Origin of the sequence: Mesorhizobium sp. WSM3859 (assembly GCF_002295065.1) — a bacterium.
In the GTDB taxonomy this organism is placed as follows: domain Bacteria; phylum Pseudomonadota; class Alphaproteobacteria; order Rhizobiales; family Rhizobiaceae; genus Mesorhizobium.
This window is the reverse complement of the sequence record NZ_NSGG01000002.1, coordinates 322,731-343,796: the sequence shown is the minus strand read 5'-3', so window position 1 is coordinate 343,796 and position 21,066 is coordinate 322,731. Positions and strand designations below refer to the sequence as shown.

Annotated in this window: 21 protein-coding genes, 1 tRNA gene and 1 pseudogene; 15 read left to right on the top strand and 8 right to left on the bottom strand. The window is 62.8% G+C overall.

The genetic code is table 11. From position 1 onward, the window contains the following. Positions 1–47: 47 nt before the first annotated feature. Positions 48–536 carry a MarR family winged helix-turn-helix transcriptional regulator gene (locus CK230_RS05510; RefSeq protein ID WP_095816165.1) on the top strand — a complete coding sequence of 163 codons (489 nt, stop codon included), beginning with the start codon at positions 48–50 and terminating at the stop codon, positions 534–536. Between the two features lie 38 nt (positions 537–574). Here the strand turns inward: CK230_RS05510 and CK230_RS05505 are convergent, their stop codons facing one another. Further along, positions 575–1,687, bottom strand: a complete 1,113-nt coding sequence (locus tag CK230_RS05505; RefSeq protein ID WP_095816164.1) for a pyridoxal phosphate-dependent aminotransferase — start codon at positions 1,685–1,687, stop codon at positions 575–577. A 326-nt stretch (positions 1,688–2,013) separates the two neighbouring features. On the opposite strand from CK230_RS05505, the pseudogene CK230_RS33530 reads away from it, so the two are divergent. Beyond that, a pseudogene (locus CK230_RS33530) lies at positions 2,014–2,194 on the top strand (sulfotransferase); the annotation flags it as partial. A gap of 147 nt (positions 2,195–2,341) precedes the next feature. Here CK230_RS33530 and CK230_RS05495 read toward each other — a convergent pair. Next, a complete protein-coding gene (locus CK230_RS05495; RefSeq protein ID WP_095816163.1) occupies positions 2,342–3,529 on the bottom strand; it encodes a porin in 1,188 nt (395 codons plus the stop codon). 335 nt (positions 3,530–3,864) lie between these two features. Between CK230_RS05495 and CK230_RS05490 the strand changes: the two genes are divergently transcribed. Then, positions 3,865–3,955, top strand: a tRNA-Ser gene (locus tag CK230_RS05490). 138 nt (positions 3,956–4,093) lie between these two features. Here the strand turns inward: CK230_RS05490 and CK230_RS32340 are convergent. Next, the gene (locus tag CK230_RS32340) at positions 4,094–4,300 is read right to left on the bottom strand and encodes a hypothetical protein (RefSeq protein ID WP_141245997.1); all 207 of its coding nucleotides are present in this window, start codon (positions 4,298–4,300) and stop codon (positions 4,094–4,096) included. Positions 4,301–4,345: 45 nt separating this feature from the next. Between CK230_RS32340 and CK230_RS05485 the strand changes: the two genes are divergently transcribed. Together CK230_RS05485 and CK230_RS05480 are read left to right on the top strand one after the other, a co-directional pair. Next, positions 4,346–5,548, top strand: coding sequence for a porin (locus tag CK230_RS05485; protein WP_095816162.1), 1,203 nt, complete (start codon positions 4,346–4,348; stop codon positions 5,546–5,548). A gap of 243 nt (positions 5,549–5,791) precedes the next feature. Beyond that, positions 5,792–6,865 carry a site-specific integrase gene (locus CK230_RS05480; RefSeq protein WP_095816161.1) on the top strand — a complete coding sequence of 358 codons (1,074 nt, stop codon included), beginning with the start codon at positions 5,792–5,794 and terminating at the stop codon, positions 6,863–6,865. A 71-nt stretch (positions 6,866–6,936) separates the two neighbouring features. Here the strand turns inward: CK230_RS05480 and CK230_RS05475 are convergent, their stop codons facing one another. Further along, entirely contained in the window at positions 6,937–7,824 is an 888-nt protein-coding gene (locus tag CK230_RS05475) for an alpha/beta hydrolase (RefSeq protein ID WP_095816160.1), read from the bottom strand. A gap of 227 nt (positions 7,825–8,051) precedes the next feature. Further along, positions 8,052–10,085: a lytic transglycosylase domain-containing protein gene (locus CK230_RS05470; RefSeq protein ID WP_095816159.1), complete on the bottom strand. Its 2,034-nt coding sequence runs from the start codon at positions 10,083–10,085 to the stop codon at positions 8,052–8,054. 257 nt (positions 10,086–10,342) lie between these two features. Between CK230_RS05470 and dapA the strand changes: the two genes are divergently transcribed. The 3 genes from dapA to CK230_RS05455 all read left to right on the top strand — a co-directional run bounded on the left by dapA (position 10,343) and on the right by CK230_RS05455 (position 12,846). Continuing rightward, positions 10,343–11,224: a 4-hydroxy-tetrahydrodipicolinate synthase gene (dapA, locus tag CK230_RS05465; protein ID WP_095816158.1), complete on the top strand. Its 882-nt coding sequence runs from the start codon at positions 10,343–10,345 to the stop codon at positions 11,222–11,224. A 25-nt stretch (positions 11,225–11,249) separates the two neighbouring features. Next, positions 11,250–11,729 (top strand): SsrA-binding protein SmpB, encoded by a 480-nt coding sequence (smpB, locus tag CK230_RS05460; protein ID WP_041002108.1) that lies wholly within the window; start codon positions 11,250–11,252, stop codon positions 11,727–11,729. A 406-nt stretch (positions 11,730–12,135) separates the two neighbouring features. Then, positions 12,136–12,846 (top strand): GH25 family lysozyme, encoded by a 711-nt coding sequence (locus tag CK230_RS05455; protein ID WP_095816157.1) that lies wholly within the window; start codon positions 12,136–12,138, stop codon positions 12,844–12,846. Between the two features lie 39 nt (positions 12,847–12,885). Here CK230_RS05455 and CK230_RS05450 read toward each other — a convergent pair whose 3' ends face one another. Further along, positions 12,886–13,815: a DMT family transporter gene (locus tag CK230_RS05450; RefSeq protein ID WP_095816156.1), complete on the bottom strand. Its 930-nt coding sequence runs from the start codon at positions 13,813–13,815 to the stop codon at positions 12,886–12,888. Between the two features lie 142 nt (positions 13,816–13,957). Between CK230_RS05450 and CK230_RS05445 the strand changes: the two genes are divergently transcribed. Further along, positions 13,958–14,431, top strand: coding sequence for an Lrp/AsnC ligand binding domain-containing protein (locus CK230_RS05445; RefSeq protein ID WP_095816155.1), 474 nt, complete (start codon positions 13,958–13,960; stop codon positions 14,429–14,431). Positions 14,432–14,458: 27 nt separating this feature from the next. Here CK230_RS05445 and CK230_RS05440 read toward each other — a convergent pair whose 3' ends face one another. Both CK230_RS05440 and CK230_RS05435 read right to left on the bottom strand, forming a co-directional pair. Continuing rightward, on the bottom strand, positions 14,459–15,115 hold the full coding sequence (locus tag CK230_RS05440) for a uracil-DNA glycosylase (protein ID WP_095816154.1): 657 nt from the start codon (positions 15,113–15,115) through the stop codon (positions 14,459–14,461). A 12-nt stretch (positions 15,116–15,127) separates the two neighbouring features. Further along, positions 15,128–15,709, bottom strand: a complete 582-nt coding sequence (locus CK230_RS05435; protein ID WP_040984251.1) for an NYN domain-containing protein — start codon at positions 15,707–15,709, stop codon at positions 15,128–15,130. 303 nt (positions 15,710–16,012) lie between these two features. Here CK230_RS05435 and rpoZ point away from each other — a divergent pair, with 303 nt between their 5' ends. From rpoZ to acpS, 6 genes are all read left to right on the top strand, one after another. Beyond that, positions 16,013–16,414: a DNA-directed RNA polymerase subunit omega gene (gene rpoZ, locus CK230_RS05430; protein ID WP_042637845.1), complete on the top strand. Its 402-nt coding sequence runs from the start codon at positions 16,013–16,015 to the stop codon at positions 16,412–16,414. A 125-nt stretch (positions 16,415–16,539) separates the two neighbouring features. Further along, complete coding sequence (locus CK230_RS05425) at positions 16,540–18,771, top strand: bifunctional (p)ppGpp synthetase/guanosine-3',5'-bis(diphosphate) 3'-pyrophosphohydrolase (RefSeq protein WP_095816153.1); 2,232 nt, start codon at positions 16,540–16,542, stop codon at positions 18,769–18,771. A gap of 96 nt (positions 18,772–18,867) precedes the next feature. Next, entirely contained in the window at positions 18,868–19,446 is a 579-nt protein-coding gene (pyrE, locus tag CK230_RS05420) for an orotate phosphoribosyltransferase (protein ID WP_095816152.1), read from the top strand. Positions 19,447–19,456: 10 nt separating this feature from the next. After that, positions 19,457–19,837, top strand: a complete 381-nt coding sequence (locus tag CK230_RS05415) for a VOC family protein (protein WP_095816151.1) — start codon at positions 19,457–19,459, stop codon at positions 19,835–19,837. A gap of 208 nt (positions 19,838–20,045) precedes the next feature. After that, a complete protein-coding gene (locus CK230_RS05410) occupies positions 20,046–20,633 on the top strand; it encodes a DUF2062 domain-containing protein (RefSeq protein WP_095816150.1) in 588 nt (195 codons plus the stop codon). After that, positions 20,630–21,043, top strand: coding sequence for a holo-ACP synthase (gene acpS, locus CK230_RS05405; RefSeq protein WP_095816149.1), 414 nt, complete (start codon positions 20,630–20,632; stop codon positions 21,041–21,043). The genes CK230_RS05410 and acpS overlap by 4 nt, the downstream gene beginning before the upstream one ends. Positions 21,044–21,066: the final 23 nt, after the last annotated feature.

Here is a 21,066-nt window from a genome sequence, read left to right as displayed (position 1 = left end):
CAATCAATGAGGAAATTATCGGATGCAATGTCTCTGAGGAGGTCAGCATGCAGCCCGAAGCCCTGGTCCATGAGATCCGTCGCTTCAACCGGTTCTATACCGGACTGGTCGGGCTGCTCGATGAGACGTTGATGCAGAGCCCCTATACGCTGACCGAGGCCCGCGTGCTGTTCGAGCTCGGGCGCAAGCCCCGACCGGGCCGTCGAAGGGCCGGTCTGCTGGCGCGCATGTTTCACCTCGATCTCGCGCCCGCAGCGTCGGAGCTGGCCGGCGAACTCAACCTCGCCCCTGCCTATCTCATGAAGGTGCTTCGGAAATTCGCCGCCATCGGGTTGGCTGAAATGCGCGACGACCCGGAGAACAGGCAGCCCATTCTTGTGCTGACCAGAAGCGGCAAGGCCGCGCTGGTCGATCTCGAGGCGGCAACGAACCGCGATCTCGCCCGCCTGACCGTCAAGCTCGAGGACGAACAAGCCGCTGAGCTTTCCGATGCGCTGAACCGCGTGGCACGCCTGCTGGCAGCCGCGGGAATGTGAAGCGCCCTGCTCCCCGGGAAGCAGGGGCCGGGGTTCGGTCAGTTCCCCCGCGCTGCCGCGAGCGCGCCCGGCAGTTCCTCGGCAAAGATGTCGAGCTCATGGTCGAGCCCGACGCTGACCCTTATGCAGCGGTCGAGCCTTGGCGCCATCGGCTTGCGGATGAACACGTCGCGCGACGACAGGCCCTGCATAATCTTCAGCGCGAAAGCACCCTCGCGGCCGCAGTCGATGGTGACGAAGTTGGTTGCCGACGGCAATGGATTGAGGTCGTTCTGCCTGGCGATGGCTGAAATGCGCTCACGGCCCGCGGCCACGCGCGCCACCACCGAGCGCAGGTAGTCCTGGTCGGCAAGCGCCTCGAGGCCGGCGATCTGCGCCATGCGGCTGACGCCGTAGTGGTTGCGGATCTTCTCGAAGTCGCGGATCACCTCGGCCTCCGCCACGGCATAGCCGCAGCGTATGCCGGCCAGGCCGTAAGCCTTGGAGAAAGTGCGCATGCGGATGACGTTCGGCCGCGCGACATCGATCGCCGGCAGCGCCGAGGCTGGGCCCAACTCACCATAGGCCTCGTCGAGCACCAGCATGGTGGTTTCCGGCAGCGCCTCGATGAAGCGGACGACATCCGGCGCCTCCCACCAGCTGCCCATCGGATTGTCGGGATTGGAGAGATAGACCAGCGGGGCCTTTTCGCTGATGACCTTGGCGAGGAGCCCGTCCAGGTCCTCCTTGTCGTCGGCATACGGCACCGTCACCAGCCGGCCGCCGACGCCGGCGATGTGGAAATTGAAGGTAGGGTAGGCGCCAAGCGAGGTCACGACCGCGTCGCCCGGGGCGACATACATGCGCGCCACCAGGCCGAGCAGGCCGTCAATGCCTTCGCCGACGACCACGTTCTCGACGGCCACGTCGTGATGGGCCGCGGCCGCCACCTTCAGCTCGTAATTGTCGGGATCGCAATACATCCACTGATCGCGCGCGACGCTCTCCATGCGGGCGATGACGCGCGGCGAAGGCCCGAAACTGCTTTCATTGGCGCCGATGCGGGCGCGGAACGGCCTGCCGCGCTCGCGCTCCTGCGCCTCCGGCCCGACGAACGGCACCGTGGTGGGAAGCGCGCCGATGATCGGCGTGAGGGAAGGGCGCTGGCGCATGGCATTGGCTCGCTTGAAAAGGGGGCTTCTTGCTAGCGCGGGCGGGGAGTGGGTGCAAGTTGGGTGAGTCCGTGATGGCTTGCGGCGTGGCCCGGACTGGATTCCAACGCCTCTTTTTTGGTAGCGAGGCGCCATAAAAATGGTCTGCCTCCTGCTTGGTCCAAGCACATCAAAGCCGGCCAGGCGAAACCCAGATTGCCGCAAGCCAGCCCGTTCAAAACAAGTTCGCTTGCAGCGCGCAGGCCGACGACGTGCTGTTGAGGCAAGCCTATGCGCCTCAGCAGGCCAAACGGCTGGAGGAGGCTCAGGACTTATCGTTGCGCTGTCTCGGGCTGCCCTGGGATGATGCTTGCCTCCGATTTTTTGACAGGGACGGCTCAGTAAACACCTATAGCAATTGGCAGGTTCGCCAGCCGATCTACAAAGTCGTCGGTCAAGCGATGGAAGAATTACGAAAGCGGGATCCAGCCGCTGATGGACGCTTTGGGAGATCTTGCCGACACCTGAGCTTAGCTTCAGTCTCCGGTCCGATTTCCAGCGGATGATAGCCCGTCAGGCATTCAGCGCTATCGTAGCAGCTTGATCCAATGGCCACTCCGCACAAAAAACCCGGCGGTCGCCCGCCGGGTTTTCGATTCAATCAGGCAAAGCCTGTTAGAACGAGCGCTGGAAGCGGAGCAGACCGCCGACGCTGTTCTTCTTGTCGGCGCCGGTGAAGTTGACGACGTCGGCACCCGAAACCCAATCATCGAACTTGCCGAAGTGATCCCAGTCGACTTCGGCGGTGACCGTGAAGCCGGGTACGATGTCATAGGCGACGTTCGCCGCCACGCCATAGTTCTTGTCCTCGTCACCCGACACCTGGAGGTTGAACGAGGTCTTCTCGTTGAACTTGTAGGTGCCGCCGGCCCAGAACGCCCAGTTGCCGCCCCAGATCTTGTAGAAGCCGCGGTCACCGGCCCCGATGGCATAGGTCGGGTCGTTGAGGTTGTCGTCGCTGCCATAGCCGAACATGCCGAACAATGATAGTTCGTTGGTGACATTCACATCCAGGCGAACCTTGCCGGCGACTTCTTCATAGTTGCTGTCGTAGGCAACGACGCCGGTGATGGCGCCCCACCCTTGAGTCCACTTCAAGCCGCCGACGACATGCGGAACGTAGCTGTCGATGGTGCCGACGACGCCCGAACCTTCTTCCAGCGAGACCACCGCCGAGAAGCCGTTGCCAGCGTCGAAATAGTACTGGACGACGTTGGTGTCGAAGTCGCCATAGGGAACGATCGTATCCTGGATGACGTTGCCGGCGTAGCCGATGAACGTATCGAAGGCCGATTCGTCCTTACCGACGCGGAGGCCACCGAGCTGGATCCAGGCGAAGTTCAACGAGACGTTCTTGTTGCCGGCAGGATTGCTGTTGAATTCATCCGCTGCCGTCGTCGGATCGTCTTGCGACGGGTAGCCGTTGCGGTTGCCGAAGTTGAAGCGGGTCTCGGTGTAGGTCTTCAACGTGCCGAGCTCGGTTTCCTGGCCGGTCCAGGTCTTCAGCGTGAAGCGGGTGTTCTTGTAGAAAGTGCTCTGCTCATCGCCGTCCTCGTGGTCGAACGACTTCGCGCCGTCAAACGAGCCGACGTCGCCGACGCCGATGTCGTAACGGACATAGCCGCCGACGCGCAGGCAGGTCTCGGTGCCGGGGATGTAGAAATAGCCCGAGCCGTAGACGTCGCAGATCTTGACGTATTCAGCCGGTTCCGGCTCGGCGACGGTCACCGCGTCGGCGGCGCGGGCGCCCGAAACTGCGATCAGGGCCGCAGCTGAGCCGAGAAGAAGGCTCTTGATGTTCATTTTCTGACCTCCAGTCAGAATCGGACGGAAGCGATGTGAACTTTCGACCAAAATTATGGGCAATGCCTTGTTATTGCGCTCTTTTTCGCCCCCGTGCAGCGTGACGAAGGGCGTCTGCCGGTGATTGCGTGTCCGGTTTCCGGTCTACGATGGCGCTCCAATGAAGGCGCCTCTGCCGGCTCGAAAAGGCCGCATAAGCCGCGATTCGCCACATTTGGGCCGATGCGATGCCGATGCTCCACCGCTCTCCCAAGTTGCCGGCCAGAGGATTTTTCGGCGATTATGGCGCCGGCTTGTTGATTGTGCCCACGCTTTTCTTTATCCAGCGGCGCGACGGAGAGGTGGCCGAGTGGTCGAAGGCGCTCCCCTGCTAAGGGAGTAGAGGTCAAAAGCTTCTCGTGGGTTCGAATCCCATCCTCTCCGCCATCCACCCCTGCGCTGTGCGCAACAAGTCCCTTTCGCAAGGCGATTCTGCGGCAAGAACCGGACAAGGCGACTCGCCGGGACGCCGCAATTCAGCCGGCTGATCGCCGGATTCGACCGGATTCGATCGTCTCGCGAGCCTCATTGGTTAACGAGAGCTTTCGGAGTGAGGCCAAATCGTGTCATTTGTGCAACAACGTCCGGGGATAGCGCCCGGATCGGGCTTTCGCCGATACGATCATGGTTGAACGCCGCCGCCGCCTGGGTAAAGGTCATGTTCGAAGGAGCGGCGCGGTGCGCATCTTTTTCGGTAGTGGGGATGGGGCAGGGAACGCTGTCCTTCAGCAAAAAATACCCAGACCCGTTTTTTAACTTTTGACTGGAGGTCAGAAAATGAACATCAAGAGCCTTCTTCTCGGCTCAGCTGCGGCCCTGATCGCAGTTTCGGGCGCCCGCGCCGCCGACGCGGTCACCGTCGCCGAGCCGGAACCGGCTGAATACGTCAAGATCTGCGACGTCTACGGCTCGGGCTACTTCTACATCCCCGGCACCGAAACCTGCCTGCGCATCGGCGGCTATGTCCGTTACGACATCGGCGTCGGCGACGTCGGCTCGTTCGACGGTGCGACGTCCCGCGATGTTGAGGACGGCGACAGCAACGACACCTTCTACAAGAATGCTCGCTTCACGCTGAAGACCTGGACCGGCCAGGAAACTGAGCTCGGCACGTTGAAGACCTACACCGAGACCCGCTGGAACTTCGGCAACCGCAACGCCGATCTTGGTGATCCGGGCAACGACGATTTTGGCGTCAACCCGGCCTTCAACAAGGGCACTTCGCTGAACTTCGCCTGGATCCAGCTCGGTGGCCTGCGCGTCGGTAAGGACGAATCGGCCTTCAACACGTTCATCGGCTACGCCGGCAACGTCATCCAGGATACGCTGGTTCCCTACGGTGATTTCGACACCAACGTCGTCCAGTACTACTTCGACGCCGGCAACGGCTTCTCGGCCGTGATCTCGCTCGAAGAAGGCGCGGGCGGCGGCACGGACGGCTCCTACGGCGTGGGCACGATCGACAGCTACGTTCCGCATGTCGTCGGCGGCGTGAAGTGGACTCAAGGGTGGGGCGCCATCACCGGCGTTATCGCTTACGACAGCAACTACGAAGAAGTTGCCGGCAAGGTCCGCTTGGACGTGACCGTCAACGACGCCATCTCGCTGTTCATCATGGGCGGCTATGGCTCCGATGACAACCTGTCGGACCCGAACTATACCTTCGCAGCTGGCGGTCGCGGCTTCTACAAGCAGTGGGACGAAAACTGGGCAGTCTGGGGCGGTGGCACCTACAAGTTCAACGAGAAGACCTCGTTCAACGCTCAGATCTCGTATGACGAAGGTGAGAACCTCGGCATCGCCGCCAACATCGCCTACGACATCGTTCCCGGCTTTACGGTTACGGCCGAAGTCGACTACGTCAATGCAGGCAGCATCAACGAAGCCGATACCCGTGGCACGAACCACAACTGGACCGGTATTTCTGCTGGCGAAGACGACGCCATCGGCGGTCTCCTCCGCTTCCAGCGCTCCTTCTAAGGGCTGGACTGTTACAACTGAAATCCGGCCCGGGCGTCTCCACGCCCGGGCCGTTTTTGTTTTCGCGATTGGTCGAAGCAAACGAAAGGATGGGGGTGAAACGGTAAGCTGATCGGGTCTGTGGAGCGACTTTGTGGGATCCGCTACCGGCGGATGGAGTCGGCTGCAAGATTCGAAAACTCTTGAAAGGACATCTCCGAACGGTTAGGGCTGAAGGCTTAACCACAGGGGGTGTGGCTAAAAATGTCGAACGAAGCGATTCAAGAGGGAGAGCCCTCTGGTCATTTTGCGGTATTTTCTTCTCAGAACTCGAAGTTTAGGTACACCTACAACAAGATCCGGGAAGTAAAATCGTACAGGATCGGGGAACTCTTTGCAGCATACCGGGATATACTCTGGGATGATGGGCGGCATAAATACAATGTCAGCTCTTTCATCGGTGAAATAGACGAGATCCTTCTCGGAGAGCGTTTCAGCACCTTTGACCAGAACACCCTGGACAATCTTATCGGTACCTTGCGCCAGCGCGGGAACAGCAACGCAACCATCAATCGCAAGATGGCTGCACTCAGCAAGCTGCTGCGCAAGGCTCATAAGATGGGAGATATCCACAGCCTGCCTGAGTTCCGCCGCCAGAAGGAGCGGGCGGGACGGATTCGTTTCCTCGAAAGGGACGAAGAGGCAAGGCTGTTTGCCGCCATCAGGAGCCGCAGCGAGGATGCTTACAGGCTTTCCGTCTTCCTGGTCGATACCGGCTGCCGTCTTGGTGAGGCGCTCGGGCTGATCTGGAACGACATCCAGGAGCATCGCGTCTCCTTCTGGATCACCAAATCCGGCCGCAGCCGCACCATTCCGATGACCGAACGGGTCAAGGAGGTGATCAAGCTGCCGCCAAACACCGAAGGCCGCCGGCCGAAGGGCCCGTTCACCAAGCTCAGCCAGGCGCAATACCGCGCCATCTGGAACGAGGCGAAGGCCGAGGTCGGTCTCGGCGCCGACGAGCAGGTGGTGCCGCATATTTTGCGTCATACTTGTGCTTCCCGCCTCGTGCAGGGCGGCATCGATATCAGGCGCGTCCAGATGTGGCTTGGCCACCAGACGCTGTCGATGACGATGCGTTACGCGCATCTGGCCACCAACGATCTCGATGGCTGTGTCGTCGTTCTCGAGAAACCGCGTGCCGATCAGGCGCCGAGCGCCGCGGAGAACTCCGTGTTTGCCTCTCCCCTGACCGCGCCGTCACCTGGCAAAGCCGCTCGCAAGGAGAGCGGAGCGGAGCCAGCGAAGGCGCGGCGCAAGAGCTCCAAGGGCAAATAGGCACGCGCTGGGTGCCGGAGAATCTATATTTTATCGACAAGCCCGAGGTTGAGTTAGTCTCGGTCTTTACTTTATTTTGACTTGCGCTCTGCTCGATCGAGGAAATCCGCAATGTCCCGCGGCAGGTTGCCGGTTTCCAGGAAGGGTGCATGTCCCTGGCCTTCGGCCGTGATGGTCTCCATGCCGGGATGGCGCCTTCCCATCTCCTCGAGCGTTAAGGCGGAAAACAGCTTCGAATTGCCGCCGCGAATGGCAAGCAGCGGCACGGCGGCTAAAGCGTCGAACTGCGGCCACAGATCCGGCAACGGCTTGCTGAAATCGATGCCGGCCAGCGTGTCGACCAGCGCCGGATCGAAATCCGGCACCCAGCCGGCCGCCGTCTCGCGGCAGATTGCCCGCACCATCCTCGCCCAGTCGACGTCGGTGAGCGCCGGGAAATCAGCGCCATGAACGCGCCGCTGGGTATCCACCGCCTCGGCGAGTGTCTTCGGCTTCGGCGCGCGGTCGAGATAGGAGCGGATATGGGCCAGCCCCCCCGCCTCGATCACCGGGCCGATGTCGTTGATCACGATGGCTTTCAGCACGGTCGGCTTCAGCGCGCCGAGCACATGGATGATCAGGCCGCCGCGCGAAGTGCCGATGAAGGCGGCCTGCTCGATGCCGAGCGCTGGGAGCCCGGCAAGCACGTCCCCGGCTTCGACCCCGACATTATAGTGGCTGATATCCGGATCGTAGTCGGACAGTCCGCGCCCGCGATAGTCGAAGACTATCACCTTGCGTGGCCTCTTCGCCTTGCCTGACAGGTGGAGCGCCAGTTCATGGAAGTCGTGGGCATTGCGGGTCAGGCCGGGCAGGCAAACGACCGGCCAGCCAGCGGTGTTCGCATCGCCGTAAATCCGCGCATGGAGTTTCAGGCCATCGGGTGCGGTATAGAAAAAGTCGGAGAAACCTTCGCTCATCTCGGAATGCCGCTCCTCGCAGGGATACCGACAGCTACAGGCGAGGGCAGGGATCGTCAAATGGCGAGTTCTTTCCTTCTCCCCTTGTGGGAGAAGGTGGATCGGCGCGACAGCGCCGAGACGGATGAGGGGTGTTCCAGCGGAGTTCGACGTTGGTGTTCCCTGGAACACCCCTCATCCGTCGCCTTCGGCGACACCTTCTCCCACAAGGAGAGAAGGAAAAGCGCTCAACTCCGTCCGTTCACGAGATCGCCCACGATGTCGTATTTGCCCGAAATACGCATCTTGTAGACCTCGTAATTCTCCATCACGCGCTGCACGTAACTTCTTGTTTCCGTATAGGGAATCCGCTCGATCCAGTCGACGACCGCATCCACGTCCTTGCCGCGCGGATCGCCGTATTTCGCCACCCACTGGGCGGCGCGGTTGGGGCCGGCATTGTAGCCGGCGAAGGTCAGCACATAGGAGCCGCCGAAGCGGTCGAGCTGCTCGCCGAGAAAGGCCGAGCCCAGCGTCGCATTGTAGCCGGCATCGCTCGTCAGCCGCGCCTGCGAGAAACTCATGCCGGCCTTCTTCGCCAGCTGCTTGGCCGTGCCCGGCATCAACTGCAGCAGGCCGCGCGCACCGGCGCTCGAAACGGCGCCGACATTGAATTCGCTTTCCTGGCGGGCAATGGCATAGGCGAGCGCCTTGCCGGATCCTGAAATATTGGCCGAATCGGGAATGACGCCCAGCGGATGCGACAGCGCGCCGACATCGATGCCGCGCTGGGCGGCGATCTTGCCGACCTTCAGCGCCATGAAATGGTTGCCCTGCTGTTCGGCCAGCACCGCAAGCAGCGCCAGCTCGCCGGGGCTGGTCAATTGCGCGGCAAGGTCGCGATAGAGCGTCTCGGCATAGCGGTCGTAGCCCGCCTCCTGCAGTCGCTTGATCGCGCTCACCGCCTCGCGTCCGTCGAAGCTCTGGCGGTCGGCCGCGCTCGGTTTCGGATAGGCGATGTTGAGTGTCCTCAACCCCACGCGCTCGCCGGCGAGCTGGCCATAGAAGGTCGTGCCATAGCTGGCCGCGCGTGTGAAATAGTCCTTGGCGCTGCCCGGGCCGCCGACTTCCGCGGCGCGGCCGAGCCAGTAATAGGCGCGCGATAGCGACACCGGTCCCTGGGCGAGCTCGGCAATGCGCGAAAAATGCTTAGCGGCGGTCGCCGGATCGTTGAGGCCGCGCAGCGCGTACCAGCCGGCATGGAACTCGGCCTCGGCGGCATTGGCCGGGCTTTCGGCCGCATGCATGGAGACGATTTTGTAGGCGGTCTTCATGTCGCCCTGATCGACCAGCTCGCGCGAGAGCACTCGGCGCTCGACCCACCAGGCATCGGGGTCGACCAGCGAATCACGATCCGTCGGCGCTTTCATTACGACAGCGGCGGCGTCGGCGAATTTCTGCTGCCTGCGCAGATATTCCGCCTCGGCGTAGAAATAGCCGGCCGAACGCTGCGCCGCCGGCACCGCCTTCAACAGTTTGGCGGCGTTCTTGTCGCCTTTGTCGGCCGCCGCCCAGGCGTCGGCCAGCTGCTGTGCGCCGGCGAGACCGGCGACGCGCAGGGCTGAGGATGGCCGGTCGGCATAGAACATGCGCTCCATGCGATAGCGATGGTCGGCCGCCGGGATCAGCGCGCCGAATTCCTTGATGATGGTCGCCTCGTCCTTGGCTTCCAGCTTCTCGCTGCGCCAGAACGGCGTCAGCACCGCGCGCGCCGCGGCCTGGTTGCCCAACGCCACCTGCGAGCGGGCAAGGATGATGACGCCCTCGGGCGTCAGCGGCTGGCTGCGGCCGAAAGCCTGAACCACCACTTGCGGCGGCGGATTCTCGCGATAGAGCGCACGTTCGCTGTTCTTGCGCAGCGCGATCGTGCCTGGCCATCCGGGAAGCATCTTGGCGGCATCGGCAATCTGGCCGCTCGGCACCTGGTCGCCGCCATAAAGCGCGATCGCCCAAGCCAGTATGTGCCGGTCGAGCGAAGTGGCGGGCAGCGTGTCGCGGGCATTGCGCGCGCCGGCAATGTTGTTGGCGGCAAGCGCGTCGAGCCCGCTCTTCAATTGCGCGATGTCGGAGGATGGGGCGGTGAGGCCAGGCGCCTGCGGCGCATCGGGCATGGGAATAGAAGCCGTCGCGCGCGCGTCGACGCTGCCGCCGATCGCCATGGTGGGCGTCAGCGCGACGATCGCGCCGAAAAGCGCGAAAAGATGAGGCCGCCTCGTCGGCATGGTTGTAATCCTAGCACATCGTCAGCAGGCGCGGGCACTAGAGAACCCGATGCGGAGCCTAAACTTAGGTCGTGAAGGGCTCGTAAACAAAAGGTTATCGAGGCCGTTCGAATTGCGCTTGCTGGCATTACGCCGATGCTTGCCGCTGAACCATGTCGAGACTATGGTGCGCCGCTTCGCTTTCGGTTAGAAGGCGCGCAAGTAACCCGACCGACAAACCTGATACGTTCCTGAGAGTTCCAAGGAGTTTGGAAGACATGCTGAGAGGCTCGCTGACCGCGCTCGTGACACCGTTCGAAAAGAGCGGGCGTTTCGACGAGAAAGCCTTTCGCGCTTTCGTCGAATGGCAGATCGCCGAGGGCACCACGGGCCTCGTCCCGGTGGGAACCACAGGCGAGTCGCCGACGCTGTCGCATGAGGAGCACCGGCAGGTCGTGAAGGTCGCCATCGGGGTGGCCAAGGGTAGGGTGCCGGTCGTGGCCGGTGCAGGCTCCAACAACACCGAGGAAGCGGTCGGCCTGGTGCAATATGCCGAACAGGCCGGCGCCGATGCGGCCCTTGTCGTCACACCTTACTACAACAAGCCCACGCAGCGCGGCCTTTACGCGCATTTCGCCGCCGTCGCCAAGGCGACCACGCTGCCGATCATCATCTACAACATCCCGCCGCGCTCGGTGATCGACATGACGCCGGAGACGATGGGCCGCCTGGCGCACGACTTCAAGAATATCGTCGGCGTCAAGGATGCCACCGGTAAGGTCGAGCGCGTCTCCGAGCAGCGCATGACCTGCGGCAAGGACTTCATCCAGCTCTCCGGCGAGGATGCTTCCGCGCTCGGCTTCAACGCCCATGGCGGCGTCGGCTGCATCTCGGTGACGTCCAACGTCGCGCCGCGGCTCTGCGCCGAGTTCCAGGAAGCGACGCTCTCCGGCGATAGCGCCAAGGCGCTCGAGCTGCAGGACCGGCTCTTGCCGCTGCACAAGGCGATCTTCATCGAACCCGGCCTGTGCGGCGCCAAATATGCGCTTTCGAAGCTTGGCAAGGTCGAAAACGTGGTGCGCTCGCCGCTGGTGACGATCGAGGCCTCGACGGCCGAAAAGATCGATCAGGCGATGAAGCACGCCGGCTTGATTAATTAGGGATGAGGCGCCACCTCTCCGCATTATGAATCAAGTCAAGAAAGCCGACCCCAACAACAGGACGGTCGCCGAAAACCGCAAGGCGCGCTTCTCCTACGAGGTGCTCGACACGATCGAGACTGGCTTGGTGCTGACCGGCACCGAGGTCAAGTCGCTGCGCCAGGGCCAGGCCAATATCCAGGAGAGCTACGCCTCCGCGGAGGGCGGCGAGATCTGGCTGATCAATTCCTATCTGCCGGAATATCTGCAGGCCAACCGCTTCAACCATGAGCCGCGCCGGCGCCGCAAATTGCTCGTCTCGAAGCGTGAGATGGCCAAGCTCTCGCAAAGCGTCGAGCGCGAGGGCATGACGCTGGTGCCGCTCAAAATCTATTTCAACGACCGCGGCCGCGCCAAGCTGCTGCTGGCGATTGCCCGCGGCAAGAAGCTGCACGACAAGCGCGAGACCGAAAAGCAGCGTGACTGGTCGCGCGAGAAGGGCCGGCTGCTGAAAGAGCGCGGCTGAGCTTCCCGGCACAGGGATTTTGGCCGGTTGGCCATGTTTGCGTTGGCAGGCGGCACGCATTGGAGACTAGCCGAAACGTCCATCCAGTCGTCATCCACGGGCGGAGCAAGGAGCGAAGCGACGCGCGCAGACCCGAGGATCCATTCCGTGACGCATGAGCGCTGCCGCGGTGCAGAATTCTGCTCCGCTGCACTCTTCGACCAGGGTCACGGAATGGATTCCAGGGTCTCCGCGACGCCGCTTCGCGGCTGCTCCGCCCTGGAATGACGAGGTTTGAAGGCTTCAGCCAATCCCCGGTGTGAAGCGTTCTAGGCTTTTCATCGTTGCCTGCACCAACGCGCCTGAAAAAAGCCACCGGGCGCTCCTCTGTTCCGGCGCGAACGCACCTTCCGACAGGGGGCCATTTTTGGGGAAGCGGATCGTATTCTGGAGCCTTTTAGGCGTGGTTGTCGTCTGTGCCGTCGCGGCCGGCGCCTATTTCTGGTTCCGTGGCTTTTCCCCAGATCGCGCGGAGTTCCCGATCCGCGGCATCGACGTCTCGCACCACCAAGGAAAGATCGACTGGCGGCGCGTCGCGGCCGACGATGTCGCCTTCGCCATCATCAAGGCGACTGAAGGCGGCACGCATGTCGACACCCTGTTCGCCACGAATCTACGCGAAGCCCGCGCGGCCGGCCTGGCGGTCGGCGCCTATCACTTCTTCACCTTCTGTCGGCCGGGGGCCGACCAGGCGAAGAATTTCATTGCCGTGGTGCCGCGCGGCGAGCCGCTTTTGCCGCCGGTGGTCGACATCGAGTTCGGCGGCAACTGCCCGCAACGGCCGTCGCCCGAGCGGTTGAACACCGAGCTTGCCGCTTTCCTCGGCCCGGTCGAGACGGCGTTCGGCAAGCAGGCGATCTTCTATCTCACCGATGAGGCGGCCGACGCCTATTCCGCAACCATCATCGCGCGCCAGCGCTGGCTGCGTTCATTGGCGATCAGGCCGAGCGAGAGGGACTGGATCTATTGGCAGTATCACAATATGGGCCGCGTCGACGGCATCGAAGGCGATGTCGATCTGAACGTCCTGAAGGGCAGCCGCGAGACGCTGGCCGAGCTGTTCGCGCCGACGCCTTGAACTGCAGGCCCTTGAAGTGTTTGCCGTACCGCTGAAGGCTCACGATCCTCCCGTCGCCGGTGCAGTAAGACGTTTGCTGGCAATACGTCCTCCGATCGCCGACAAGCCCATCCCGGCGGCCATGATGGCTATGGCTGCGAACTGGATCGTTATCGGCGTTTCGCCGAGTACGGCCATGCCGACAACCGCGGTGGCGATCGGTATGCCGGGCAGGAACAGCGATGCCGTCTGCGGCCCCAGTTGCCGGACGATGTAAGTATAAAGGAACATGGCGGCCGCGCCGGCCAGAATCCCCTGGATCGCTATCTGAGCGATGATCTCCGTGGCCGCCGCGGCATGGATACGGCTCGGCGCCAAGAGACAAAGAGCCGGCAGCGGCAGGCAGGACAGGAGCACCACAGCGGCCGTCGCCGTGACGGGATCGGCATGCCAGCGCCTGACAAGAACGGCATAGGTCGAGAACATCAGCCCCGATCCGATGAAAAGCATATCGCCGAACAAAACGCTGCCAGCTCCGTCACGCGCCGGCGCGATGAAGAGGAACAGGCCGGCGATGATCGCGAGGACACCGATGGTCCGTTGCTGCGAAGCGCCGTCATGGAAGACGATGCGCGACAGCAGGAACGAAAAGAAGACGATCGAGGCTGGACAGAGCGCCGCCGCATGGGCGGCAGGGGCATAGGTCAGGCCCCAATTGATGATCAGCGGATAAGGCAATCCGGCCAGCGCCGCCAAGGCCAGGGCTCGTCGCCAGCCAAGCGCCCTTATGCTTGCGAAGCCGCCGCGCCAGACGATCGGCAGAAAGACCACCCCGGCGCCGCCAAATCGCAAGGCGGCGAGGTCCGCCGCCGTCAGATGTTCCCTGAGGCTGAAGCGGGCGGCGACGAATTGGATAGCGTAGATGCCGATCATGGTGAGTCCGGCGACAATCGCCAGTCTCGTATTTCCTGTGTCCCGTGCGTCCGCCACGACTTGCCACCCTTAGGTCACCGGAGGTGAAGACCATTTCCACAGCCGCGTCAAAGCGCAGGCTATTGTTCAGGCTTGTGCGTTGAAATACACTCGTTTTGAGAAATGGCAGTGGAATTCACATCAAAGGGGCAGTTTTAAAGTGAATCCGGAAGCCGGTGATCTCGACGCGATCGACCGCAATCTCCTGCGGTTGCTGCAGGAGGATGGACGCCGTACCACGCTCGATCTGGCGGCGCATGTCGGCTTGTCGCCGACCGGCACCAGCCTGCGCGTTAAGCGGCTGTTTCGGGAAGGCTACATCACCGCGGTCAGGGCCGTGCTCAATCCGGCAAAGATCGGGCGTGGCACGCTCGTCTTCATCGAGGTGCGTCTCGACCATACGGCGCCCCATATTTTCGAGCGCTTCGCCGAAGCCGTAACCAAGGCGCCCGAGGTTCTCGAGTGCCACATGGTTGTCGGCGGCTTCGACTATCTGGTGAAGGCGCGCATCGCGGAGATGGCCGCCTACCAGGATTTCCTCACCCGGGTCATCCTGCCGCTGCCCGGCGTGAAGGAGACGCACACTTACGCCTCGATCGGCGACGTGAAGCCGGATGCGCTGCTGCCGGTATGAGGACCTCCGACCTGCAAAGGCTTGAATCTAGTTCTTCAGGAACGCGGCAATCTCCCTGAACACGCTGACGAACATCTCTTCCGTCAGCACGCCCGTATTGGTGTTGTAGCGCGAGCAGTGATAGCTGGAAAACAGCGCGATGCCGCCGGCCTCCTGCCTTCCGCCATGGCGGAACGGAATGGCCGCGACGCGCTCGCCCAGCGCCCGCACCGTCGACTGGTGCGCGATCGAGCCCAGCGTCAGAATGGCGCGCAGGTTGGGGAAGCGCGCGATGGTGGGTTTCAGAAAAGTCCGGCAGGTGGCGATCTCGGCGCCCACCGGCTTGTTCTCCGGCGGCACGCAGCGCACCGCATTGGTGATCGCCGTGCCGACAAGTTCTAGCCCGTCATTCGGCCGCGCTTTGAATTCGCCCCGCGCCAGGCCATGCGCGATCATCGTGCCGTAGAGCAGGTCGCCGGCAAAGTCGCCGGTGAAGGGGCGGCCAGTCCGGTTTGCGCCGCGCAAGCCAGGCGCCAGCCCGACAATCAGCAGGCGGACTGAATCTTCACCCTCCGGCGGCAGGAAGGTCGGCACCGGCGCGTTGAACCAGCCCGGCTCGCGCTCGCGCCAGGCTGCGATGAAATCATGCAGCCGCGGGCAAAGCGGGCAGTCACGGCTGGGTTCGGGGGAGGGCGCGGCGGTCAAGGCCGCCGCCCGTCAATAATCGTCCTCGTCGACTTCGGCGGGTTCGGGCCGGCGCACCGGCCGTTCGGACGGGTCGCGGCCGACTTCGCTCTTCAGCGTCATCAGATCGATGAAATGGTCGGCCTGGCGGCGCAAATCGTCGGAAATCATCGGCGGCTGCGAAGCCATGGTCGAGATGATGGACACTTTGCGACCGCGCCGCTGCAACGCTTCGACCAGCGTGCGGAAATCGCCGTCGCCGGAGAAGATCACATAGTGGTCGACGACATCGGCAAGCTCCAGCGCATCGACTGTCAGCTCGATGTCCATGTTGCCCTTGATCTTGCGGCGTCCGGTCGAGTCGGTGAATTCCTTGGCGGGCTTGGTCACCACCTTGAAGCCGTTATAGTCGAGCCAGTCGATCAGCGGCCGGATCGAGGAATATTCCTGATCCTCGACCAGCGCGGTGTAATAATAGGCGCGCAGCAGATAGCCGCGCTTCTGGAAACTCGACAGAAGCTTGCGGTAGTCGATGTCGAAGCCCAGCGCGCGCGAGGTGGCGTAGAGATTGGCGCCGTCGATGAAAAGAGCGATCTTTTCACGGGGATCGAACATTGAAAAACATCCCTTTCAAAAATTTCTGTCGTCTTAAAAGCGTCGACGGGCAGGTCCCACAAATGCGCTTGCCACCCGTCACATCCGAGATAACGCGCAATTTATGGATATCCAAGGGCAGGCCTCGCATTGCAAGCAATTGTGATCGCGACTATGTGAAGTACATCATGGTACGGTCCGGCGATGGGCCGCGCAAAGGCCGGTAAAGCCGACCACGCTGCCATAAAGCTTGTATTTCGGCCGCGCCCGCGTTATGGAGCGCGCCAGCTTTCCATCAAATCCATCGCATGAAAGGGGCAGTCCATGGCCCGCGTAACCGTTGAAGATTGCATCGACAAGGTCGACAACCGTTTTGAACTCGTGCTGCTCGCCGGCCATCGCGCCCGCCAGATCAGCCAGGGCGCGCAGATCACCGTTCCGCGCGACAATGACAAGAACCCGGTCATCGCGCTGCGCGAGATCGCCGACGAGACGCTCTCTCCCGACGACCTCAAGGAAGACCTGATCCACTCGCTGCAGAAGCATGTCGAGGTCGATGAGCCGGAGGCCGAGGGCGAGGCGATCACCGACCAGACCGGCGCGACCGCTGTCGCAGCCGACGCCGATGACGCCGAGGAGAACATCGCTTTCGACCGCATGAGCGAGGAAGACCTGCTCGCCGGCATCGAAGGCCTGGTACCGCCGGAAAAGAGCGACGATTACTAAGCATTCCGGAACTTGCCTGGATCAAGCATCCGGCACTTCCGTCTCGCAGGTTTCGTGGCTATCTATGGGATGCGTCGCACCTTGGTGCGGCGCATCAATCATTTCAGCACCGCGAGATCCCGCCCATGATGCGTCAGTATGAGCTTGTCGAGCGCGTCCAGCGCTACAAGCCTGACGTCAACGAGGCGCTGCTCAACAAGGCCTATGTCTACGCCATGCAGAAGCATGGCCACCAGAAGCGCGCCTCGGGCGACCCCTATTTCTCGCATCCGCTGGAAGTCGCCGCCATCCTCACCGACATGCACATGGACGAGGCGACCATCGCCGTTGCGCTCTTGCATGACACGATCGAGGATACGACCGCGACCAGGGCCGAGATCGACGAGCTCTTCGGACCGGAGATGGGCAAGCTGGTCGAGGGTCTCACCAAGCTGAAGAAGCTCGATCTCGTTTCCAAGAAGGCCGAGCAGGCGGAGAACCTGCGCAAGCTGCTGCTCGCGATCTCCGAGGATATCCGCGTTCTCCTGGTCAAGCTCGCCGACCGCCTGCACAACATGCGCACGCTCGACCATATGCCCGAGTCCAAGCGCCTGCGCATCGCCGAGGAGACGATGGACATCTATGCGCCGCTGGCCGGGCGCATGGGCATGCAGGGCATGCGCGAGGAGCTGGAGGAAATCGCCTTCCGCTACATCAATCCGGAGGCCTATCGCGCCGTTACCGCGAGGCTTGCCGAGATTTTCGAGCGCAACAAGGGCGTCCTGCAGGAGATCGAGACGGCGCTGTCGGGCCTGTTCGAGAAGCACGCCATCAAGGCGAGCGTGAAGAGCCGGCAGAAGAAGCCGTGGTCGGTGTTCCGCAAGATGGAGGCCAAGGCGCTCTCCTTCGAACAGCTCTCCGACATCTTCGGCTTCCGTGTCGTCGTCGATTCGGTCGACGACTGCTACCGCGCGCTTGGCGCCATCCACACCACCTGGTCGATGGTGCCGGGCCGCTTCAAGGACTACATCTCGACGCCCAAGCAGAACGACTACCGCTCGATCCACACCACCATCGTCGGCCCGTCGCGCCAGCGCGTCGAACTGCAGATCCGCACAAAGGAGATGAACAAGATCGCCGAATACGGCGTCGCCGCCCATTCGATCTACAAGGACAGTGGCGGCAAGATGAACGGCGCCGGCCATGCGATCTCCAAGGAGACCAACGCTTATGCCTGGCTCAGGCGCACCATCGAGCAGCTGGCCGAAGGCGACAATCCGGAGGACTTCCTCGAGAACACCAAGCTGGAGCTGTTCCAGGACCAGGTCTTCTGCTTCACGCCAAAAGGCATGCTGATCGCGCTGCCGCGCGGCGCCACACCGATCGACTTTGCCTATGCCGTGCACACCGATGTCGGCGATACCTGCGTCGGCGCCAAGGTCAATGGCCGCATCATGCCGCTGATGACGGAGCTGAAGAACGGCGACGAGGTCGAGATCATCCGCTCCAAGGCGCAGGTGCCGCCCGCCGCCTGGGAATCGGTCGTGGTCACCGGCAAGGCGCGCGCCGCCATCCGCCGCGCCACCAAGAACGCGATCCGCAAGCAATATTCCGGCCTCGGCGCCCGCATCCTGGAGCGCGCCTTCGAGCGCGCCGGCAAGACCTTCACCAAGGAGAGCCTGAAGCCGGTTCTGCACCGTCTGGCGCGCAAGGATATCGAGGACGTGCTGGCCTCGGTCGGCCGCGGCGAACTGAGTTCCACCGACGTCATGAAAGCGGTCTTCCCCGACTATAAGGACGAACGCGTCACCGTCGCGGCGCCCAAGCAGCGCGAGGAGGGCTGGTCGAAGATCCGCAACGCCGCCGGCATGCTGTTCCAGATGCCCGGCACTCGGGCCGCGCGCAAGGACAAGGACCAGCCGCGCGACGGTGCCGTGCCGATCCGCGGCGTGCGCGGCGACCTGCCGGTGCGCTTCGCGCCCGAAGGCGCGGTGCCCGGCGACCGCATCGTCGGCATCATCCAGCCCGGAACCGGCATCACCATCTATCCGATCCAGTCGCCGGCGCTGCAGGCCTTCGACGACCAGCCCGAGCGTTGGATCGATGTGCGCTGGGACATCGACGAACGCACCAAGGAACGTTTTCCGGCGCGCATCTCGGTCACCGCCATCAATGCGCCGGGTTCGTTGGCCGACATCGCCCAGGTGGTGGCGTCCAACGACGCCAACATCCACACGCTGTCGATGATACGCACGGCGCCCGATTTCACCGAGATGCTGATCGATCTTGAGGTCTGGGACCTGAAGCATCTCAACCGGCTGCTGTCGCAGCTCAAGGACAATTCGAGCGTCAGCGATGCGCGGCGCGTGAATGGATGAATAGTGAATAATCAGTAGTGAGTAGTGAGTAGTGAATGGAAGATACGCACTACTCACTACTGACCACTCACTACCTACCAACGGCATGGAGCAACAATGAACACCGACGAAGTGCTGGGCATTTTCCGTGAGGCCGGCGCCGTTCTTGAAGGTCATTTCATCCTGACGTCCGGCCTGCGCAGCCCGGTCTTCCTGCAGAAGGCGCGGGTCTTCATGCATGCCGATAAGACCGAGCGGCTGTGTAAGGCGCTGGCCGAGAAGATCCGTAAGGCGGTGCCCGGGAGGATCGATTACGTCGTCGGCCCGGCCGTCGGCGGCCTGATCCCGGCCTATGAAACCTCGCGCCACCTCGGTGCGCCGGCGATCTGGGTCGAGCGGGAAGGGGGCGAATTCAGGCTGCGCCGCTTCGAGATCGCCAAGGGCTCGCGTGTCGTCATCGTCGAGGACATCGTCACCACAGGCCTGTCGATCCGCGAAACCATCGACTGCCTGCGCGAGATCGGCGCCGAGGTCGTCGCGGCCGCCTGCATCATCGACCGCTCGGCCGGCAAGACCGATGTCGGCGTGCCGCTTATCGCGCTTGCCGAATATGAGGTGCCGGCCTATTCCGCCGACCGCCTGCCGCCGGAACTCGCCGCCATTCCGGCGGTTAAGCCAGGAAGCCGCAACATCTGAGGCCTCTACAATGATCGCCGGCATCGACCATTTCGTGCTGACGGTTCGCTCGGTCGAAGCGACCTGCGACTTCTACCAGCGCGTACTTGGCATGAAGCGGCTCGATGAGCCGAACCGGCCGACCGCCCTTCTGTTTGGCTCGCAGAAGATCAACCTGCATGAGGTCGGCCGCACGTTCGAGCCCAAGGCAAAGGCGCCGACGCCGGGTTCCGGCGATTTCTGCCTCGTCGCGGCGGTGCCGCTTGCCGAAGTCCAAGCCAGCCTCGCGGCCAATGGCGTGGCGATCGAAGTCGGCCCGGTCGAACGCACCGGCGCGCGCGGCCCGATGATGTCGGTATATTTCCGCGATCCGGACGACAATCTGGTCGAGGTCAGCGAGTACCGGGAGTAGCTGCCAGCCCCGGCGTTCTCCTCAGTTTCGCCAGAATGAGGGCCTTGTTACAGGCTGCGGCAGACCATCGCGGCGGCGTTTCGTTGTTGTGCGGCCCTGCCGTGCCTATATCAAAGTTTGTTGCCTTTCTGCGCCATCGAAGCGCAAGATGTGTTGGCGCGACCCGGTGGGCAGGGGCAGCGCGTGTTGGACCGGGAACTGGAACAGAGTGCTTTTTCGACGCCGAGAGCCTGATGGCCTCCTGGAGCGGGTGCGTACTTATCTATGGCCGCGCCGCTCGTTCTCGCGTTCCGTGCAGTATTTCTCCAAGCGCATCCTGCGGCTGAAGGCGACGCCGCATTCCGTTGCCGCCGGTGTCGCCGCTGGTGTTTTTGCCTCCTTCTTCCCGCTTGGCGCCCATTTCGTGGTTGCCGCGGTGCTTTGCTGGGTGATCGCCGGCAATCTGGTCGCGGCGGCGCTCGGCGCCGTGTTTTTCGGCAATCCGCTGACCTCCCCGCTGCTGTGGGGCGCTTCCTGGGAAATCGGCAAGCTGATCCTGCATGAGCACCTGCCCAAGCACGGGCCGCCCGAGCATCTCGGCGAAATGCTGCACAAGCTCTCCTTCGCCAAGCTCTGGCATCCCGTTCTGGAGCCGATGCTGATCGGCGCGGTGCCGCTCGGCCTTGTCTTCGGACTCGTGTTCTACGGCGTCACGCGCTGGGGCATGACCGTGTTCCGCGAGCAGCGCAAGAAGCGCATGGCCGAGCGCGCCGAGAAGAAATCGCGGCAGGGCGGACGGGAAGTGCCGGCGGAATGATCATCGGCATCGGCAGCGACCTCATCGACATCAGACGCATCGAGAAATCGCTGGAGCGGCACGGCCAGCGCTTCGTCCAGCGCATCTACACCGAGGTCGAGCAGGCCAAATCGGAGAAGCGGGCCGCCCGCGCGGCTTCCTACGCCAAGCGCTTCGCCGCCAAGGAGGCCTGCGCCAAGGCGCTGGGCACGGGCATGGCCGAGGGCGTGTTCTGGCGCGACATGGGCGTGATCAACCTGCCGAGCGGCGCGCCGACCATGGCGCTGACCGGCGGCGCCGCCGCCAGGCTGGAGAAGATACTGCCGAAAGGCCACCGCGCGCTGATCCATCTCACCATCACCGACGATTTCCCGCTTGCTCAAGCCTTTGTGATTATCGAGGCGGTGACCGCCGAACAAGCGCCACATTGATTCCATCTGACCACGAGCGGCAT

Bases quoted from the DNA above. Each gene is read 5' to 3' on its own strand.
- CK230_RS05510 (WP_095816165.1), top strand. From the start codon at position 48: ATGCAGCCCGAAGCCCTGGTCCATGAGATCCGTCGCTTCAACCGGTTC.
- CK230_RS05505 (WP_095816164.1), bottom strand. From the start codon at position 1,687: ATGCGCCAGCGCCCTTCCCTCACGCCGATCATCGGCGCGCTTCCCACC.
- CK230_RS05495 (WP_095816163.1), bottom strand. From the start codon at position 3,529: ATGAACATCAAGAGCCTTCTTCTCGGCTCAGCTGCGGCCCTGATCGCA.
- CK230_RS05485 (WP_095816162.1), top strand. From the start codon at position 4,346: ATGAACATCAAGAGCCTTCTTCTCGGCTCAGCTGCGGCCCTGATCGCA.
- CK230_RS05480 (WP_095816161.1), top strand. From the start codon at position 5,792: ATGTCGAACGAAGCGATTCAAGAGGGAGAGCCCTCTGGTCATTTTGCG.
- CK230_RS05475 (WP_095816160.1), bottom strand. From the start codon at position 7,824: ATGAGCGAAGGTTTCTCCGACTTTTTCTATACCGCACCCGATGGCCTG.
- CK230_RS05470 (WP_095816159.1), bottom strand. From the start codon at position 10,085: ATGCCGACGAGGCGGCCTCATCTTTTCGCGCTTTTCGGCGCGATCGTC.
- dapA (WP_095816158.1), top strand. From the start codon at position 10,343: ATGCTGAGAGGCTCGCTGACCGCGCTCGTGACACCGTTCGAAAAGAGC.
- smpB (WP_041002108.1), top strand. From the start codon at position 11,250: ATGAATCAAGTCAAGAAAGCCGACCCCAACAACAGGACGGTCGCCGAA.
- CK230_RS05435 (WP_040984251.1), bottom strand. From the start codon at position 15,709: ATGTTCGATCCCCGTGAAAAGATCGCTCTTTTCATCGACGGCGCCAAT.
- rpoZ (WP_042637845.1), top strand. From the start codon at position 16,013: ATGGCCCGCGTAACCGTTGAAGATTGCATCGACAAGGTCGACAACCGT.
- CK230_RS05425 (WP_095816153.1), top strand. From the start codon at position 16,540: ATGATGCGTCAGTATGAGCTTGTCGAGCGCGTCCAGCGCTACAAGCCT.
- pyrE (WP_095816152.1), top strand. From the start codon at position 18,868: ATGAACACCGACGAAGTGCTGGGCATTTTCCGTGAGGCCGGCGCCGTT.
- CK230_RS05415 (WP_095816151.1), top strand. From the start codon at position 19,457: ATGATCGCCGGCATCGACCATTTCGTGCTGACGGTTCGCTCGGTCGAA.
- acpS (WP_095816149.1), top strand. From the start codon at position 20,630: ATGATCATCGGCATCGGCAGCGACCTCATCGACATCAGACGCATCGAG.